Consider the following 18,787-nt stretch of genomic DNA (forward strand, 5'->3'; position numbering starts at 1 on the left):
AGCATTATGCTTCCCCCATCTATATTTCAATAATAGTCTGTACCTTTAATAGTTTCTCTGCACACTTTGGCGCCAAAACTGTTTAGATAAATTATGCGTCTTAGCCGACAACCTCGACACTTGTTGGCCACGTTCCGTCGCATCTTGTGTCTGTTCGAGACTTTCCAGAGCCAACTCATTGATCACCTGAATAGAATGGCTGATATCATTCGCAACGGTGGTTTGTTGTGACATGGCAGACGCATTTTCATCACTCATCACATTCATCTTACCTATCGATGAGCGTAACTCCTCAAAAGACTCATCGACCTGCTGTGCTAGTCCTACGGACTGCTCCGCCTTGCGTTGACCAGACTCCATGGTTTGAGTTGCCTTGAGCGTACTCTCGCGGAATTTACTCACTATGGTTTCGATATGAGAGGTCGACTCGCTCGTGCGACTCGAAAGTTGACGCACTTCATCTGCCACAACGGCAAACCCACGCCCCGACTCCCCTGCTCGAGCAGCCTCGATAGCGGCGTTCAAGGCAAGTAAGTTAGTTTGCTCGGCAATGCCGCGAATGACCTCGAGTACATTATTGATATCTTGACTATCTTGTTCGATAGAAGCCACAACGGTAGAGAAGTTGCCGACTTCATCATTTAATTGATTGATGGCTTCAATCACCATCTCCATCCTCTCATGCCCCTTCTCGGCCGACTCATAGCTTGTTGCCATCTCTTCGGCCGCATTGTGGATATTACTGCTCACTTCGGCAAAGCTTGCGCTCATCTCCTCCATGGCTGTCGCGGCTTGGCTCGTCTGCTGACTCTGGCTGTCGGCGCGTTCACGGGTATTGGATATCGTATCGTTTAAACTGCCACTGAGCCCTTCGATTGAGCCGGCTGAATCAGCCATACGCCCAACTACCCCGCCAGTTTCGGTAATGAGAAATTGCAGGGCAAAACTGATTTTGCCTAACTCATCTTGCCTGCCCGCATACACCCCGGTAGCGAGTGGGTCATCAATAATATTCACCGCCTTCTCGAGCAAGGCATTAAAAGGCGCAAGAATAAGCTTCAAACCGATAGCACCGAAAATAGCGGCCGCAATGACTGCCACAAGGGGCGAGTAACTGGCAAGTGCCGCAGTTAATAGTACCGTAAGCAGTAGACAGACAAATAGCCTGCCACTAAACCCCAGTAGCCCTTTGCTGAGTGCCTTAGGCTTCTTTCCAGCTTGTAAGTCGGCATAAATACGCGTGGCACTATTAATTTGATCGGCGGTTGCCTTCCTTCTGACAGACTGGTATTCGTGAATTTTTCCATCTTCATAAACGGGGGCCACATAGGCATTTACCCAATAATGGTCACCACTCTTGGCGCGGTTCTTCACCACCCCAATCCAAGGCTTACCCTGTTTTATTCTCTCCCACATCGACTTGAATGCAGCTTCAGGCATATCAGGATGTCGCACCAAATTGTGAGGCTGGCGGTGTAATTCGTCGAAACTGTAACCACTGACACTGGTAAACCCTTCGTTGGCATATTTAATGTTGCCATCGAGATCGGTCGTAGAGAGTAAGATACAGTTATCGGTTAGCGTCTTTTCCTTTTGCGTCACAGGCTGATTATTGCGCATAGATATAATTCTTATTAGCTGATGAAGGAATGAGCAGCATTGTTACAAATGTGGATTAGTAAATAATTGATTATTGTCAATTTACATGTAGAAAAACAAACTAATTAACACTCACGTACCAGAGTGTAAGGTTCAATTTAAATGCATGATAAGCCGTGTGTTATTTGGGTATATCGCACAGATGGTTTACACATCTAAAAAACCAGTCTTAGCGTTCGATTCAAACTAAGACTGGCATAAACCAGGAAAGTAAAAGTAGCGATTCTATCGGCTCAGGAATTTAAGCCCTCACTGTTCGACTGCTAACTCAATAAATGCAGCCGTATACATCTTTAAATTCAACATAAATTGTTCATGGGTCATAAATTCATCTTCTGTGTGCCCCGTATACTCGACGCCTGGCATGGTAGGGCCAAAGCTCAACGCATTTGGAAAGAGCTTGCTGTTGGTTGAACCGCCGATGGCAACGGGTTTAGGATCTTTCACACCTGTAAAGTGTGAGAACACGTTAAGTAAGGTATCCAGATGAGGCGCATCATCCATCACCATAGGTGTCCCCCAATAAGTATCGATATCGGTGAGCTGTGTTTGATGTTTTTCTTGCCAGTTATTGAGTGCTTCGAGTGTTTGTTTATCGAGTAACTCGGGGGTTTTTCCAGTGGGTCTACGCAGGTTCATCACAACTTCAGTGCCATCTTTAGTATGTTTGATCACTGTGGGGGCCAACGTCATCGCCCCCATAAAGTTATCTTTATAAGCTATCTCACCAAACTGCTCGGCATAAATCCCCAGCCCCACCATCTCGTGAATAAAGCTCTGGGTCAGGGCCGCCTGAGATCTCGGCCAGTTATGAATAGAGAGTAACTCCGCTAAGTGAGTAACCGCATTGACACCATCTTCGGGTGTCGATGAATGTGCCGCCTTCCCGTCGGCAAAGATAGTGAGAGCATCGCCATCGGATTCGAAGCGGTACCGCATGCCTTGCTGTCGCAGCCCTTGCGTTTTTAGTGCAGATTGTAACTCACCGCTTACCCCGGACATCTCTGCAACGGCCTGTTGTGGCACCTGACTCGAAAAGACACCACCGGAGAATGAGACCAGTCGTGCTCGCTTATCTTCCATAGGAGCTAGCTCTTGAGGCGGGATAACGAAATTAATCTTGCTCCACCCCTTCTCAGCCGTAACAACAGGATATTCGGCATCGATGGTGATATTGATATCGGCCGGAGTATAGTTTTTCAAGAATGTTCTGAGCGGATCCCAATCGGTCTCCTCGGCGAGGTACACCATCAACTCTATCCGTCTATCTAATTTCAATCCTTTGTCTTGAATCGACTTCATCGCGTACATGGCGGTGACGATGGCACCTTTATCATCTTCAGTCCCCCGGCCAATTAATTTGCCAGGTTTTGATGTCATATCGAGAACAAAAGGATCACCTCTCCACAACTGAGGATTGGCAGGTTGCACATCCCCATGGGTGATGACACCTAACTTCTTTTGGCTGTTACCCAGACCAATTAAGATCACATATCCATGATCAGAGTAGTCTAAACCAAGCTTTTGACTCAATTGACTCAGTTCATGCTTAAAACCGATGAATTCCGGGTGAGTATCCGGAGTAAGGCCTTCAGCGCTAACAGTCTTGTAACTGACCAAGCTTGATAATGAATCTAACATTTCCGCTTCGTAAGTTTTTACGGCATAGTCAGCCGTTGACTCCGCTTCAGAGGTCAAAGCATTTACATAAATAGGAAATAGTGATGTGAGGACGAGAGGCAAGGAGAGAGCTAACTTTTTCATACATTTCCATCTGTTATTGTTTTCAAGTATCTGAGCCAGTTTGCCACAAAAATAGCCATTTGATGTATAAAAACAGCCTTTTCGAAACATTTGTTACAAACAAAACAATAAATTGATAGCCTTAACACCTTCAACCATGATATTTAAAAGACTTTAACGTCAGATTAAGACTTTTTACGTAAGGTAAGAAGCAATCATTATTATTGAACGTAATCACCAACGCAGTGATTAAACCTATTAACACAAGCAGAATATAAATAACCAACCGGGGATATAAATATGAAGGGATTAACCCTCAAACCACTCGTGTCAGCTATCGCACTGACTTTTGCTCTTGGCGCATGTAGCTCATCTACTACTGCAACAAATGAAGCTAACGTGGCGCCGAATGTCGTTGCACAACAGATTATTGAAAATAACGCAACGAATCCTTTCTTTAAGCCATACGATACCTATATGGGTATTCCAGATTTCGATAAGATCAAGACTGAGCATTATCTACCCGCCTTTAAAGCTGGTATTGCACAACATAAAGCTGAAATTCAAGCCATTATTGATAACCCGGATGCACCGACCTTCGCTAACACCATCGAAGCGATGGAGTTTTCCGGTGAGCTGACAACGAAAGTCGCTAGCGTTTTCTATAACCTGACCGGCGCAGATACCAATGATGAGTTACAGAAGCTCTCTAAAGAGATTTCACCACTACTCTCGGCTGCCGGTGACGACATCCTATTAAACGATCAGTTATTTCAAAAAGTTAAAGCGGTATACGAACAGCGTGATGGATTAAACCTCGACGTTGCTGAAGCTAAGCTTTTAGAAGACACCTACAAGTCATTCACTCGTGGTGGAGCAAACCTAAGCGAAACGGATAAGACCAAGCTTAGATCATTGAATGAAGAGATTGGCAAGCTGAGCCTTGAATTTGGCGATAACTTGCTTGCAGAAACTAACGCATTTGAATTGGTCATCGACAATAAAGCCGACCTTGCAGGGCTGCCAGCCGATGTTATCAGCAATGCAGCGCAAACTGCGACCAAGCGCGGCCATGAAGGGAAATGGGTGTTCACCACATCACGTCCCTCTATCACACCGTTTTTAACCTATGCAGATAATCGCGAGCTACGCGAAAAAATCTATAACGGTTACATCGAGCGCGGTAATAACGACAACGCTAACGACAATAAAAAGCTTCTAGCCAAGATGGCTGCACTTCGTGCCGAACGTGCACAATTGATGGGCTACAAAACCCATGCACATCTAGTGCTCGAAGAGCGTACGGCCCAAACACCTGAAAATGTATATGGACTCTTAAATAAGGTTTGGCCTGCAGCCCTGGGACAAGCGAAAGCTGAAGTCGCCGTAATGCAGGAACTTATCGACTCTGAAGGCGGTGACTTCAAGTTGGCAGGTTGGGACTGGGCATACTATTCAGACAAGATCCGTGTTGCTAAGTACAGCTTTAATGAACAGCAGACTCGTCCGTATTTCTCACTGGAGAATACACTTAAGGGCGTATTCTACACGGCTAACCGTCTCTTCGGAATAACAGTTAAAGAGCGTACCGACCTGCCTAAGTACAACGATGAAGTACGTACATGGGAAGTATTCGACAAAGACGGCTCACTAATGGCCATCTTCATGGGCGATTACTACGTACGTGACTCTAAGCGTGGCGGAGCATGGATGAACTCCTACCGTCAGCAATACAACATGAATGGCGTAGATTCTAAGCCTATCATTGTAAACGTGTTGAACTATCCTCGTCCGGTCGGCGATGAGCCTGCACTTTTAACATTCGATGAAGCCAGCACCCTATTCCATGAATTTGGTCACGCACTGCACGGTATGCTTTCCGATGTTAAGTATCGCTCACAAGCGGGTACCTCTGTACCACGTGACTATGTTGAGTTCCCATCTCAAGTGATGGAAAACTGGATGACACAACCTGAAGTATTGGCACAATTTGCTAAGCACTACAAAACAGGTGAAGTGATCCCACAGGAACTTGTTAAGAAGATCCAGGCAGCCAGTAAGTTCAACCAAGGTTTTGCTACCGTTGAATATATGGCCGCAACTAAACTCGATCTCGATTGGCACACTGTCACAGACTTCACGCCAAAAGATGCTGCAGCATTCGAAGCTGAGTCACTGAACAAGATGGGCTTGATCAGCGAAATTGCGCCGCGTTACCGCAGCACTTATTTTGCACACATCTTCTCTGGTGGATACTCGGCAGGTTACTACAGCTACCTATGGTCTGATATTTTAGGAGCCGATGCTTTCGAAGCGTTCAAAGAAAACGGTATTTTCGATAGAGCCACCGCCGATGCATTTAGAAATAACGTGTTATCACAAGGTGGAAGCGAAGATCCAATGAAGCTTTACAAGCAGTTCCGTGGTAAAGAAGCAGGAATCGATCCTCTGCTTCGTAGCCGTGGTTTACTCGCTAAGTAAGCTTTCCTTAGTATCGCTATCAATTTAGCCATCGATTTAGCTATTGATGGAAAGTTTAAAAGCACGGCTATTGCCGTGCTTTTTTATCCCTCAAATAATCTGAGTAAGCTGTCCCTATGAACCAACTCCCCTTCTCTCAATCATGTGAAAACAATAAAGGCCCGATACTGGAGGTCATTAAGCGTGCTTTTGCGCAATCGACCCATCTCTTAGAGATTGGCACCGGCAGCGCACAGCATGCGACTTATTTTGCCAGGCATCTGCCTCATCTTATCTGGCAAACCAGCGATCAAGCGGCCTATCTAGAAGGGATAGAGATGCGCTTAGCCCAGACAAACCTCCCCAACCTAAAAGACCCATTGGTATTGGATGTCTCCAAGGTGTGGCCATTAGCTAATTCAAACAGTATCGATGCTATCTTTACCGCCAATACCCTACATATCATGTCGAAAGAGATGGTTGAAGCTTTCTTCTGCGGTATAGGCAAATATTTAGCTCCAAAAGGACAACTGTGTATATACGGTCCATTTAATTATGGAGGCGAGTACAGCAGTGAGAGTAATGCCAGATTCGACATATGGTTAAAAGATAGAGATCATCGCAGTGCGATTCGAAATATCGAATGGATACATGAGCTGGCTAACATGCATGGGCTTAAATTTTGTGCAGATCATCCCATGCCGGCAAATAATCGATTACTTCACCTGACAAAAATAGTATGAAAAATATTTTGAGCAATAATCTGACTATATAAAATATATTATGAGTTCAAAATGAATTCACTCACTGTTTACGAATCAGAACAGTGCAAGATAAATAAGTAAATTACCCAAAATGTTCAGGCAATTACAATTAGTATAAAACATTTCTAATATCATCATTTCAATGTCTGACTCACTCGCTTTCACCTATCAAATAGGTTGCCGAACACTCAATTGTGTATTTTTACAACGCAAATGTATCTTTTTGTAGCACATTTTGTGTGAAACCGATCACTATCATTAATGCTCAAGCCGATATAATCCAGTTCGGTTAATTAAAAGTTATTAAAAAGTAGCTAATTAATCATGTGGTAATTAACCGATACGCTGAGGCGTCTTATTAAATATTTCGGAACAATTTTGCGCAATCTATTTTCAAGCTTTCTGATATGCAAAAGTTTACATAAATTGATTAGCAATGTTTTCCGAGAAGTTTAAAAACATACTGTGATTGATTTGCAATCACAGTATTAAAACCAGTCACAATTCGCCTTAGTCAATATATGTGCAATTAATGCACAATTAAAAATAATACGGGGTTGATAATGAAAAAAACTAATCGCAGTGTACTGTGCTTAGCCGTACTCGCTGCTTTAGCCGGGTGCTCGGATGATGAGACAATAATTAATACGGACAGTGGTTATGCACCTGTGGTAACACAAGGTAAAACACTGACTAACACACCCGATATCGTAGTTAAGAGTCAAAACGAAGTCGACGAAGTCACCATTACTATCGGTGCAACATCGGATCTTCACGGTCGTATCTTTGGATATGACTATGCTCTCGATGCGGTCGATTCAGATGCAGGTCTGACACGTATCTCAACCTTGCTTGAAACCGAAAAAGCAAATAATCCAAATATGATCTTGATCGATATCGGTGATACCGTTCAAGGCAACTCGGCTCAACTCTTCAACGATGACCCAACTCACCCTGTCGTTTCTACCTTAAACTCATTGGGTTTCGACCTATGGGTTCCAGGTAACCATGAATTTAACTTCGAACGCAGCTTTATCGACCGTAACCTGAACCATTTCAACGGTGCAGTTGTATCGAATAACATCAAGTGGGAAGAGAACAGTGCGAACTACATTCGTGCTTTCCAGATCTTTGAAGTCGATGGCGCTAAGGTTGCCATCGTTGGTGTGACACCATCTAACGTGCCTAACTGGGAAGCTTCTGCACCCGGACACTTTGCCGGTCTAAAGTTTGACGAAGAGCTGGCCTCTACCCGTGCAGCAGTTGATGAGTTGATCGAAAAATTCAACCCTGATGTCATCGTCGGTGCTTTCCATATCGGACGTAGCTCAGAAGGCGGTGCCGGTGTTCACAAGATTGCTGCAGAGATGGCAGATAAGTTTGACGTGATTCTAGCTGGTCACGAACATGCGACCTATATCGAAAGCATTCAAAAAGCAGCTGAAGGTGAAGATATCACTTCTACCGATATCTCCGTCGAAGGTGGTGATACTGCCGAAGATAAGACACTTTCAGGTACCTATGATGAATCTAACCGCGCTCAAAGCGTTAAGATCATCGAACCAGGTAAATGGGGTTGGGCGCTGGCTAAGGCTGACATCAAGCTTAAGAAGAACACCGATGGCAAGTGGGAGATGGTCGATACGACATTAAGCAATGTCACATCTAAAAATATCGAAGAAAGTCAGACTACAAGTTCGCAGTTCCAGTATGTTCATGACATCTCTAAGGCCGATGCTCAGCTAGTTCTTGGCCTGGTCGGTGGTGACTTTACACCGGGTACCGGTGCCGATGAAGCCGTACATGAAGACTACGATCACGAAACCGGTCGTCTATATTCAACGATTCATACCGCTAAAGTCATGGATACGCCGTTGATGGACTTCATCAACCAGATCCAGCTTGAGAAATCTGAAGCCGTAGTCTCTGCAGCGTCACTATTCTCTGATAGCTCTAACCTGATTGATGGCCAAGAGTACGCTAAGAAAGATTCGACTAATCTCTACAAGTATGACAATACCCTTATCGGTATCAACATGACTGGCGCAAACCTCAAGCGCTACATGGAGTGGTCTTACACTTACTTTAATACCTATAAAGACGGTGACATTACCGTATCCTTTAAGAAAGGTGCTAAAGCTTACATGTACGATCAGTTCGACGGTAAGATTGACTTCGTTGTCGACCTGACTGGCGATTCATTTGCTATGGATGAGAACTATACGGTAACAAATGAAGGTAGCCGTATCGAAATCATCGAGCTCGATGGTAAGCCATTCGATGCTACAGCAACCTACAAGGTCGCCTTGAACAGCTACCGTTGGGGATCAAATATCAAGAAGTTTGGCTGGGCAACCGGTGATGATGTTTATTATGATTCAGTCAACGAGCCAGTTTACGCTATCCGTGACATGCTCACAGAATATGTTGCTGCCAACCAAGGCGTTAACGCCAGTGATTTCACTAATCCTAACTGGGAGATTAAACAGTACCAGGATAATGGCGCTATCACCCTACTACGTACAGACAATGGCGCAGGTCAGACACTGTGGAATAGACTGGTAAGCAAAGATATCTGTGTCAAGATTGACCCGGATAATCCTAAATATCCAGGAATTTTGGACGCGGTTAATGTTAATGACGCGACCTCATACTTTGTCAACCCGACAAAAGATTATGCAGGTTGTGTAACTGAGTAAATCGCACCCAATAAAGGCCTGGTAACAGGCCTTTTTTTTGCTTTGGTTCGTCTGGCATTATCGATATTTACTGGTGTGTTAAACTGCCTCAAGATGATTATTTTTGCTAACTGTCGTTACAAACAAGCTATGTTAAAAAACTATCGATTTACCCTGTTTATCGCGCTAATTTCGACATTGATTTTCTACTTCTCTCCCAGTTTGAGCGATAGTCTAAAACCTAAGACGCCGCTGCAGCAAGAGTTTGTAGAGGCTCGTGTCGTCGATGTCATCTCAAATCATCTGGCTCCCGATGCCAGAGTCCCCTCCATATTAACCGGCAAGCAGGTATTCACCGCCGAGATATTAGAGGGAGAAGAAATCGGTAAAGTGGTCGAAGTACAAAATCCTCTTAGCCGACAACATAATGTACTGGTCGGCAAAGGCGATATCTTCATCATGATGATCAGAGATACGTCTAATGGCACTGTGTATTGGGCCTATAACCACAAGCGCTCGACGGCCATCTACTGGATGTGTTTTGCCTTCCTGTTGTTGCTGCTCTCTTTCGGTAAGAAGGAGGGACTGAATTCGGTTATCTCACTCTACTTTACCGCGGCGCTCATCATTGGCGTCTTGATCCCGGCAATTTTTGCCGGTTGGAACCCGGTGCTGGTCACCATTGTCCTTATGGGATTAAAGATTGTCGTCAATTTTATTCTGGTATCGGGTTATAACAAAAAGAGCTTCTGTGCCATGGGGGGCACCCTGCTCGGCGTTATCGCGGCAGGCATCATGGCGCAAGTATTTGGTGAGTTTGCGCACCTTTCCGGCATCTACTTAGATAAGGGCGAAGACGTTATCTACCTGGCCACTCAACCAATTCAGATCCGCTGGTTGATGTTTGTTGCCATCATGGTCTCGGCGCTTGGCGCTGTAATGGATGTTGCCATATCAATTGCATCGGCCTATAACGAGCTTAAAATTACCGATCCTAAGCTTAGCCCGAGGCAGTTGATGAAGGCGAGTATGAATATCGGGCGTGATATCATGGGCACCATGACTAACACTCTGATATTAGCGTTTGCCGGTAGCTCTTTAACCACGATCATGATGGTTTGGGGACTGGATATGCCGCTGACTCAATTTATCAATACCCCAGTAATCGCCTTGAGTATCATCCACGCTCTTGCAGGAAGTGTCGGCATCGTACTGACCATCCCTCTTACAGCTTGGCTCGCAAGGTACATGCTCAATGATCAAGAGGGCGTTACCGAAGCACCTAAAGTCGCTTCAGAACAGTCTGAGACAGCTCAGCCAATCACAGTACCGTCTGTTACTGTAAAAGTTCAAGCGTTAGAGTCTTAATAGTTATTAATACAAACAAATAACCAGCCAAATAAAAAAGAGAACAAGCAATCAGCTCTGTTCTCTTTTTTCTTGTCACTTAAAATTGTCTAAACGTCTTAATTCGTTTATGTAACAAACTAAACCCAACCAGACGCCGGTATAAGAAACTAAAAATCGGCCTCATCGAGTTCGGTCAGTTGTTCACTGCTCGACTCTATCTGCTTACGCAAACTGCGAGTCTGTACCGCCCAATACCCCATATAGAACTGGGCTGTTTTCAGTTTGCCCTGATAAAACTCTCTGTCGCCGGTATCTGTTTCCAGCGCCGCTAGTGCTATCGACGCCGTGCGAGTCCACATCCAGGCTAATGCTGTGATCCCCAAAATTTGCATATAGGGCATAGATGCAGCCCCCAGAATATCCGAATTCTTCGGCGCATTCATGGCGACATATTGCGTGGATTTTTCCAGATCCTTTGACGCATCCATCAAACCGGCAAGATAGGGCTTCATTGCGTCATTGCTCATGTTCTCTTCGATAAGCTGTTTCACAAGAGCCGACCAGCTCATCAAGGTTGCAGCCTTGTCGGACAATATCTTTCGACCGACAAGATCCAGCGCCTGTACGCCATTAGTGCCTTCATAGAGCATAGAGATACGAATATCACGTACAAATTGCTCCATGCCCCACTCGTGAATGTAACCATGACCACCAAATACCTGCTGGGCATCGACACAGGCATTGAAGCCTCTATCGGTTACAAACCCTTTGACTATCGGTGTAAATAACGCGGCCAACTTATTTGCCATTTTGGCTTTTTCCGGATCGCTGTGACGCTCGGCCTCATCGAGCCATAGCGCCTGTTGACCTATCATCGCTCTCGCCCCTTCATTGAAGGATTTTTGCGACATCAACATACGCCTTACATCACCATGAACTAAGATAGGATCCGCCGCCATCTCCGGCGCTTTAACGCCACTGAGTCCCCGTCCCTGAATTCTGTCTTTGGCATAGGCGAGTGCATTTTGGTATGCGATCTCTGACACGCCCAGTCCTTGAACCCCAACGCCGAGTCTCGCCTGGTTCATCATGGTGAACATCGCCCTTAGACCTTGATGCGGATCACCCACCAACTCACCGAGGGCACCATCGAAGTTCATCACGCAGGTTGAGTTACCATGAATACCCATCTTGTGCTCGAGTCCGGTGGCACACAGAGTATTGGCATCACCCAGACTGCCATCTTCATTGATTAAAAACTTAGGCACGACAAACAGAGAGATCCCCTTCACACCCGCCGGCGCATCGGGTAATCGGGCCAGCACCAGATGGGCAATGTTTTCGGCCAGATCATGATCGCCCGATGAGATAAATATCTTCTCGCCGGAGATCGCATATTGACCCTCTCCAGCCTCGATTGCTTTAGTGCGTAGCAAAGCGAGATCGGTTCCGGCATGAGACTCAGTCAGGTTCATGGTACCCGTCCATTCACCAGTCACCAGCTTCTCTAAGTATTTCTGTTTAAGTGCATCACTGCCATGGGCATGAATTGCCGCATAGGCACCATGGGTGAGTCCGGGATACATGGCAAAGGCCATGTTAGTCGCGGTTTTCATCTCGGTCGCAAATACCCCGATGGCCTCGGGTAAACCTTGACCGCCATATTCAGGATCACAGGTCAAGGTGCCCCAACCATTATCGACATATTGTTGGTACGCTTCTTTAAATCCTTTAGGGGCAATGACATTACCATCGACCAGTTTGCAACCTTCAACATCACCACTGCTGTTGAGTGGTAGCATAATTTCAGTTGAGAAGTCGGCTACACCTTGCAAGATAGCATCGGCAAGTTCGACATCAATTTCATCGAAACCTTTGAGCTCTGTACGCTCATAGATATTAAGAAGTTCATTTAATACAAACTGGTAGTCACGAAGTGGGGCTTGATATGTCGGCATTCCCTGTTCCTTTTATTTTTATATTAAGACGAAAATATTCTGACCTTTCATACGATGGTTTCAATCATGCGTTTAAATTGTAATTTTTACAAGAGGCGTCTACTTATTAAACAGAACTAATCGATAAACTAGCCTGTTCTCCTCAGTTTGTTTTTGATCTCGAACAGCGTAACCGTAAAATGAAGATAACTCCCCCTTATGAAAGGCATTAAAACGCTGTAAGCTAACGCTTAATTAGTATGACATTAGGAAATGAGGAAGAAGTCGATGGGTTCTGTAACGACAAAAAAACACGCCAGCGGATTAGAATATGTGGACGTTGATACGCCACTGTGCAAGGCGAGAATTTTTATGCAAGGCGCTCAGATTGATCTCTTTCAACCTAAAGGGAAAAAGCCGCTACTCTGGGTCTCCTCTGCCGACGATTATCAGCCGGGCAGTGGTATAAGAGGCGGGATCCCTATCTGCTGGCCCTGGTTTGGCATGAGTGACAACCCTGACTGGCCGCAACATGGCTTTGCACGTACCAGCCTGTGGACACTCGAGTCGGTGCAGATGCGCGAAGAAGCGGTAGAGCTTAAATTCGCGCTGGCGATCACTGAAGAAAACAATCAATATTGGCCACACGACACCCGGGTAGAGGTAATATTTACCCTGGCAGAAACACTAACGGTCTCCTTAATCAATACTAACTTGGGTAACGAGCCAGTCAGCCTGACTCAGGCATTGCATACCTACTTCCCGATCGATGATATTCATCGGCTAAGCGCGAGCGGCTTTGAAGGCTCACAGTACATAGAGTTCGGTGAAGGGCCCTATCAACAGCCCGGAGATGAGGTGAAATTTGACAGAGAGACTGACCGGGTTTATACCCAGCTTGGCCAAAATCAACGGCTTCATACACCGGATGGAACTATCGAGGTCAGCCGCGAAAACAGTCAGTCGGCGGTACTGTGGAATCCATGGATAGATAAGTCACAGCGCCTGTCACGCTTCAATAGTGATGACTACCTCAGCATGGTGTGTCTTGAAGCGGCCAACGTACTTGAGGACAAGGTTACCCTTAAGCCCGGTGAGTCCCACACATTAACCACTAAGATTGGTTGGAAAGCGTGATCGCCAGGAAAATAAACCTGACGTAGAAGCAGAACTCAAGCAAACACAAATCAAACAAGGCCTGCTTCACTAACTGAAAAGGCCTTTTTTAATGCTGGCGAATTTATACCAATCAGTATAAGAAAGTGATCTACTCAGAGTTATTTTTGGCAAACTAATTCAAGGCGAATAGATGATGCAATGGTGATCCCTTGTGAAGCTATTCAACGAGAAAGTAGGCAGCCAAAAACACTCCTGAAAGGCGAGTTTTAGCGCTTCTGATGCTGCGTTAACGAGCTTAAACGTAGAACAACTATGCTCTTCACTCGCTGCGAGCAACATGGATGTTGCAAATGCCATTTATGCAGGAGCAATTAATGGCCTTGCCTCAGGAGCGCTAAACTCTCGCTGAGCGATCACATCTTTATACTGATTGGTATTAGATACTCTCGCAATATCCCCCAAGTTAGGCTCACCGAATAGACCTAAATATCAATTATTTGAATTTATACCGTGCTAAACTCAAACATAATTACAATCAATACCGAAACACGCTATCGATGCTGCGGCAATTATCTCGTGCAAAGCGACTCACACTGGCTTTCACTCTCATATTACTGACTCTCTTCGTCGTCCTGGCGAATACCTACGAGCAGCTGACCATCAAGTTGGCAAACCGGTACCTCGTTGAATATGACACTCAGATAACCGAGCTCCGCATCAGGCCTGATTCACTTAACGTTTGGCATTTTCCCCGGTTAACCCTGAAGGTTCACGGCTCTTTGATCGCCATAACAGATCTGGTAATTGGCTTAGACAGAGAGTTTTCGCCTTTTCAGCTCTTTACAAACCAGCTATCGCTAAACCAGATAGATAAGATATCACTGGCTCAAATGGAGGTTGCGCTCAATCCGGCCGTGCTCACCGAGCAGGGGAGAAACCTGGATGAACAGGGGCCAACACTGGCACTAGATCTCAACCAGCTGCCTGAGATAGATATCGGCAAAACCTCATTGACACTGGTAGGCATCGACCCGACGCGGCTGAGTCTTGTCATGGAGAAGCTACGACTCGATGAGTCTGGGCAGCTCAACACAAGTTTGAGCCATCAGGGGAATAGGTTATTTAATTTAAAGGCTAATTTAACAGATAAACGTTGGAAGATATCAACCAGCTTGGTGTTCGATGAGCTAACCTCATTCCTGAGCCGATTATCGACTCAAGAGATAAATGATAGTGCACTCCTCCCCCTACTCAGCCTAAAGCAGCGGATAGAAGATGCAAACATCGAACTTAGCGGGAGCCTGAATTCGACTGTCGATCTTAACCTGAAAACCGCTCAACTGAAGTCACATCATGCACTCACCGGGTCCCAACTCGTCCTTGGCAACCTGGAATCGCTGACACTCGAACCACATTCGAGCCTTATAACAGAAAATGTAACTAAGAATGCTGAAACGGCAAAAGAGAGCCCAAAGGGGAACAACAGGGTTAACCTCGAGTTCGAGCTTAATGGACATCTTGCCGATCTATCCCTGAGTTTGCTTCCATTCACCTTGGGCATTGCCCCCAGCCCGGCTCAGCAAGAGGTCTTGCTCAATCTCATCCAAGATGATGTTGTTAAGGCTCAAACAAAGCAGTTCATTCAGGCGTTGACTGCCGATTCATCCCCAGAGATAGAGCTCAGCCTCAAACAACCTCTCACCTATTCACTGCAAGATAAGCGAATAAACTTGGATAAGCTTCAGCTCAGTATCGCTCAATCGAAAATAGAGGCGACCATCTCATTAAATGAGGGTTCACTGACTCTGCCCAACCGAAACAGAGAGGCGAACAGAGAGCAGTTGAGTCTGAATGGGAAATGGCAAATCGACGCAGAGCAGCGCCAAGCAGTGTCGATAAATGAGATCTTAGTTGAAGCCCAGTCCGTCACAGAGAAGTCCATTGCAGATAAGCCCATTGCAGATAAGCCCTTCGCAGAGAGCTCCATTGCAGATATTACGCTGGGAGCCGCTTCACTGGCACTCGAAGGGAGTTTCGCCATAATTGCAAATAATGCCCTCAATAATACCCTTAATAATCCTCTTAATAAGGTAATGCCCTCGCCTTTCTCCATTGAACTTAAGGTCGATAAAAATGCGCTAATTAACGCCCGTCAGTTAATGGTGAAGCAGCAACAGAGTTCGCCACCTGGCCAAGCCGAGTCCGATTTTTCCTTCAGCAATCAAATGGCTCAGCTTACTCTACAAGACGAACTTTCTCTGAGTTACGACGAAACGGGTCTAGTCGATATAGCGCTGCCTAAGCTGACCATAAACCTGGGGCCGCTCTCTTACCGTCACCTTCGCCCCTCTTATAAGTCTAAAACTATCGAATTTGATGCTAAAGCGCTTACCTTCAGCTCATCGGGGCCGAGTCATATCAAAGTTGACCTCGATATAGATAGTAATAGAAACAGTGACAAGCCTGACGCGAACTTCGAGTTTACCGGCGCTCCCTTCACACTGAGCTCCTCATCCATCCGCTACGCGGACCTTAACCAGGATGGTAAAGATAACAGTAGCGATAGCCTGATCACCACCGAACAGATTCAATTTAAGAGCCAGGGCGATACACGATTAACGCTCAGCAATCGTCAAAACCAAGGGCCGCTCGATAATAAAAGCAGCAAGGCGCTCGAGGTTTCGCTCCCCAGACTATCACTGGAGCAAACACAAACAGAATTGAGCCACAAACCCTTTCCCACGAGCTCAGAGGATCACTATTTTCTCTCCCTGCCTCGTTTTGTCATTCAATTGGAAAAACCAAGCTCGGCGTCGGTTGAGCTTGCCTCTCACTCTGAATCAGTTGAAGCAGAGCCTATAGCCGCCTCAGAGCCAAGTGATGAGTCAGAGTTCGAACGATTTTTAAAAACGTCACAAATAGAGAATAGGCTCAGCTATGAAATCGATGGGCTGGAAATTAATCACACCTATATTAAAAATAAGCGTAAAAGAAAACAGAAGCTACTGCACCTCTATCAGGCAACCCTGACGCAGGCACTACAGTGGGATGACTATCGCCTCGATACGGTAGAGCACTGGTCAATCGATGGTCTGGAGTTTGAGAGTGAACACAGCCTGAGCCCCGGCGTTGAAAACCAAGCTCTATTGCAGGGAAAACTGGATCTGGATACCGATCTCAGCACACTCCTCTTCCTGGTTAAAAATAGCTACGCCTTGCCAACCAATATTTATATGGACGGACAGACTCAGCTAAAGGCAAATTATCAATTATTTCAAGAAAGTAGAAACACTCAATTCAACATTGATTTTTCACCACAACTTTCATCTCTAAACGGCAGTATTAGCGACCTTCCCTTCGAAGGTGTCGATATCTCTGCCCGTTGTCACATCAATCTTAAACAAGATAGCAATGGCTCGAACAGGAGCACCTTTGCCTGTCCGGAGATGGATCTCGCTGCCGCGGCATTTAATCCAGGGGTGTTAATCACTAACCTCAAAGCCGAAGGGGATATCTCTCTCTCACGTGATGATGCTCGACTCGAGGTGCCACTCCTGACACCATCAGACGGTGAGCCATTACGTCACGATACCCAGGTCAGTAATAGTGTGGCAGCTAACTTAAGTGATGCCGAAATTCATCTTAATGCCACAGGTGATCTCCTGGGAGGCCAGATTTTGCTGCCAGAATTCAGCCTGAAACTGCATGACAGATCCCACGGTTACCTGGTGTTGCAGGGCCTGAATTTAGAGGAGCTCATCGCCATCCAACCTCAGGTGGGACTCTATGCTGATGGGATATTCGATGGCGTACTGCCGGTAGATCTTATTGACGGCAGAGTCTCGGTCACAGGGGGACGATTAGCGGCGCGAGCACCGGGGGGGCTTATCTCGGTGAGTGGCAATCCGGCGGTCGAGCAGATGAGGCTGTCTCAACCCTATCTCGACTTTGCATTTTCGACCATGGAACATCTTCAATATACTGAATTGGCGAGCACCTTCGATATGGAGCCCTCTGGCGATGCCCTGCTTAAGGTCAATGTAAAAGGCAGAGGAAAAGGAATTGAACGACCTATTCACTTGAACTACTCTCAAGAGGAGAACATGCTCCAACTGTTAAAGAGCCTGCAAGTGGGTGATAAACTGCAGACTCAAATTGAAAAATCGATGAACTAATAATCGATTGATTATCGAATCAACCCATTGAATCTATATAGTTAGTGCGATAATAGCGGTCAATATTTTATGTTCAAAAAAACGTTCAGTTTAGTGTCATCTTTCGATCAATATAATAGACTTAAATGAAACGTCGGCTGTCATCTGACTGAGCCGATTAGGATAAAAGGAACTCCCAGTGAAAAGATTGCCTGTTTTACGAACGTCCGTAAGCGCAATGATTGCACTCCTGGCTCTGACTGGCTGTACCCCCACAGTCAAAATTGAGCCACCCGATAAACCCATAGTGATCAATCTCAACGTCAAGATTGAACATGAGATCAAGATAAAGGTTGATAAAGACCTGGATGAATTACTCACCAACGATGAGTTATTTTAATCGGTTCGGTTAATTAAGGAGTACAGAATGAAAACTAAATTACTGGTGCTCGCCGCAGGTCTGCTGCTGAGCCTTAATGCGTTTGCTATCTCCCTTCAAGACGCAAAGTCTCAGGGGCTCGTTGGCGAACAGCCTAATGGTTACCTTGGCGTAGTAAAGAGTAACCCGGAATCTAATTCCGTCGCTAAGCAGGTCAACGCTAAGCGCAAAACCCACTATCAGAAGATCGCCCGAAAAAATGGTATCTCAGTGGATGATGTAGCCAAACTGGCCGCCGAAAAAGCGATGAAAGCGACCAAGAAAGGTCAGTACATCAAAAATTCGAGTGGTAAATGGGTAAAAAAGTAACGCCGATCATCTTCATAATGAACAAGTGATAATCCCGATTTATATAAGAGCCCGCACTGCGGGCCTTTTTATTGCGCCAATGCCACATACAGCCCATAACTGTGCACCTTCCCCCTACCGCAGACATCCCTCACGTGAGCAAACTCACAGCTTTAACAAATAGTGAATTAACCAT

Annotated in this window: 11 protein-coding genes; 8 read left to right on the plus strand and 3 right to left on the minus strand. The window is 45.7% G+C overall.

The annotated features are described in order from the left end of the window. Nucleotides 1-45: 45 nt before the first annotated feature. Nucleotides 46-1,620 carry a methyl-accepting chemotaxis protein gene (locus SSED_RS14100; protein ID WP_012143028.1) on the minus strand — a complete coding sequence of 525 codons (1,575 nt, stop codon included), beginning with the start codon at nucleotides 1,618-1,620 and terminating at the stop codon, nucleotides 46-48. A gap of 288 nt (nucleotides 1,621-1,908) precedes the next feature. Continuing rightward, nucleotides 1,909-3,423 carry a dipeptidase gene (locus SSED_RS14105; RefSeq protein WP_041421705.1) on the minus strand — a complete coding sequence of 505 codons (1,515 nt, stop codon included), beginning with the start codon at nucleotides 3,421-3,423 and terminating at the stop codon, nucleotides 1,909-1,911. A 279-nt stretch (nucleotides 3,424-3,702) separates the two neighbouring features. Here SSED_RS14105 and SSED_RS14110 point away from each other — a divergent pair, with 279 nt between their 5' ends. The 4 genes from SSED_RS14110 to SSED_RS14125 all read left to right on the plus strand — a co-directional run bounded on the left by SSED_RS14110 (nucleotide 3,703) and on the right by SSED_RS14125 (nucleotide 10,672). Further along, complete coding sequence (locus SSED_RS14110) at nucleotides 3,703-5,883, plus strand: M3 family metallopeptidase (RefSeq protein ID WP_012143030.1); 2,181 nt, start codon at nucleotides 3,703-3,705, stop codon at nucleotides 5,881-5,883. A gap of 116 nt (nucleotides 5,884-5,999) precedes the next feature. Continuing rightward, nucleotides 6,000-6,605, plus strand: coding sequence for a DUF938 domain-containing protein (locus tag SSED_RS14115; RefSeq protein WP_012143031.1), 606 nt, complete (start codon nucleotides 6,000-6,002; stop codon nucleotides 6,603-6,605). A 584-nt stretch (nucleotides 6,606-7,189) separates the two neighbouring features. Beyond that, nucleotides 7,190-9,325: a bifunctional metallophosphatase/5'-nucleotidase gene (locus SSED_RS14120; protein WP_012143032.1), complete on the plus strand. Its 2,136-nt coding sequence runs from the start codon at nucleotides 7,190-7,192 to the stop codon at nucleotides 9,323-9,325. Between the two features lie 93 nt (nucleotides 9,326-9,418). Then, entirely contained in the window at nucleotides 9,419-10,672 is a 1,254-nt protein-coding gene (locus tag SSED_RS14125) for a YibE/F family protein (RefSeq protein ID WP_049772121.1), read from the plus strand. A gap of 149 nt (nucleotides 10,673-10,821) precedes the next feature. On the opposite strand, the gene SSED_RS14130 is transcribed toward SSED_RS14125, so the two are convergent. Next, nucleotides 10,822-12,612 (minus strand): acyl-CoA dehydrogenase C-terminal domain-containing protein, encoded by a 1,791-nt coding sequence (locus SSED_RS14130; protein WP_012143034.1) that lies wholly within the window; start codon nucleotides 12,610-12,612, stop codon nucleotides 10,822-10,824. A 267-nt stretch (nucleotides 12,613-12,879) separates the two neighbouring features. On the opposite strand from SSED_RS14130, the gene SSED_RS14135 reads away from it, so the two are divergent. From SSED_RS14135 to SSED_RS14150, 4 genes are all read left to right on the plus strand, one after another. Beyond that, nucleotides 12,880-13,728 (plus strand): D-hexose-6-phosphate mutarotase, encoded by an 849-nt coding sequence (locus tag SSED_RS14135; RefSeq protein WP_012143035.1) that lies wholly within the window; start codon nucleotides 12,880-12,882, stop codon nucleotides 13,726-13,728. Between the two features lie 539 nt (nucleotides 13,729-14,267). Further along, a complete protein-coding gene (locus tag SSED_RS14140) occupies nucleotides 14,268-17,885 on the plus strand; it encodes an intermembrane phospholipid transport YdbH family protein (RefSeq protein WP_012143036.1) in 3,618 nt (1,205 codons plus the stop codon). A 217-nt stretch (nucleotides 17,886-18,102) separates the two neighbouring features. Further along, entirely contained in the window at nucleotides 18,103-18,264 is a 162-nt protein-coding gene (locus SSED_RS14145) for a YnbE family lipoprotein (protein WP_398355961.1), read from the plus strand. Nucleotides 18,265-18,291: 27 nt separating this feature from the next. Then, complete coding sequence (locus tag SSED_RS14150) at nucleotides 18,292-18,612, plus strand: YdbL family probable chaperone protein (RefSeq protein ID WP_012143038.1); 321 nt, start codon at nucleotides 18,292-18,294, stop codon at nucleotides 18,610-18,612. Nucleotides 18,613-18,787: the final 175 nt, after the last annotated feature.

This window comes from Shewanella sediminis HAW-EB3, from assembly GCF_000018025.1.
GTDB lineage: Bacteria > Pseudomonadota > Gammaproteobacteria > Enterobacterales > Shewanellaceae > Shewanella > Shewanella sediminis.

What these genes read in the sequence shown, in the direction of transcription:
- SSED_RS14150 (WP_012143038.1), top strand. Translation starts at nt 18,292, where the DNA reads ATGAAAACTAAATTACTGGTGCTCGCCGCAGGTCTGCTGCTGAGCCTT.
- SSED_RS14110 (WP_012143030.1), top strand. Translation starts at nt 3,703, where the DNA reads ATGAAGGGATTAACCCTCAAACCACTCGTGTCAGCTATCGCACTGACT.
- SSED_RS14115 (WP_012143031.1), top strand. Translation starts at nt 6,000, where the DNA reads ATGAACCAACTCCCCTTCTCTCAATCATGTGAAAACAATAAAGGCCCG.
- SSED_RS14120 (WP_012143032.1), top strand. Translation starts at nt 7,190, where the DNA reads ATGAAAAAAACTAATCGCAGTGTACTGTGCTTAGCCGTACTCGCTGCT.
- SSED_RS14105 (WP_041421705.1), bottom strand. Translation starts at nt 3,423, where the DNA reads ATGAAAAAGTTAGCTCTCTCCTTGCCTCTCGTCCTCACATCACTATTT.
- SSED_RS14125 (WP_049772121.1), top strand. Translation starts at nt 9,419, where the DNA reads ATGATTATTTTTGCTAACTGTCGTTACAAACAAGCTATGTTAAAAAAC.
- SSED_RS14140 (WP_012143036.1), top strand. Translation starts at nt 14,268, where the DNA reads ATGCTGCGGCAATTATCTCGTGCAAAGCGACTCACACTGGCTTTCACT.
- SSED_RS14135 (WP_012143035.1), top strand. Translation starts at nt 12,880, where the DNA reads ATGGGTTCTGTAACGACAAAAAAACACGCCAGCGGATTAGAATATGTG.
- SSED_RS14130 (WP_012143034.1), bottom strand. Translation starts at nt 12,612, where the DNA reads ATGCCGACATATCAAGCCCCACTTCGTGACTACCAGTTTGTATTAAAT.
- SSED_RS14100 (WP_012143028.1), bottom strand. Translation starts at nt 1,620, where the DNA reads ATGCGCAATAATCAGCCTGTGACGCAAAAGGAAAAGACGCTAACCGAT.
- SSED_RS14145 (WP_398355961.1), top strand. Translation starts at nt 18,103, where the DNA reads ATGATTGCACTCCTGGCTCTGACTGGCTGTACCCCCACAGTCAAAATT.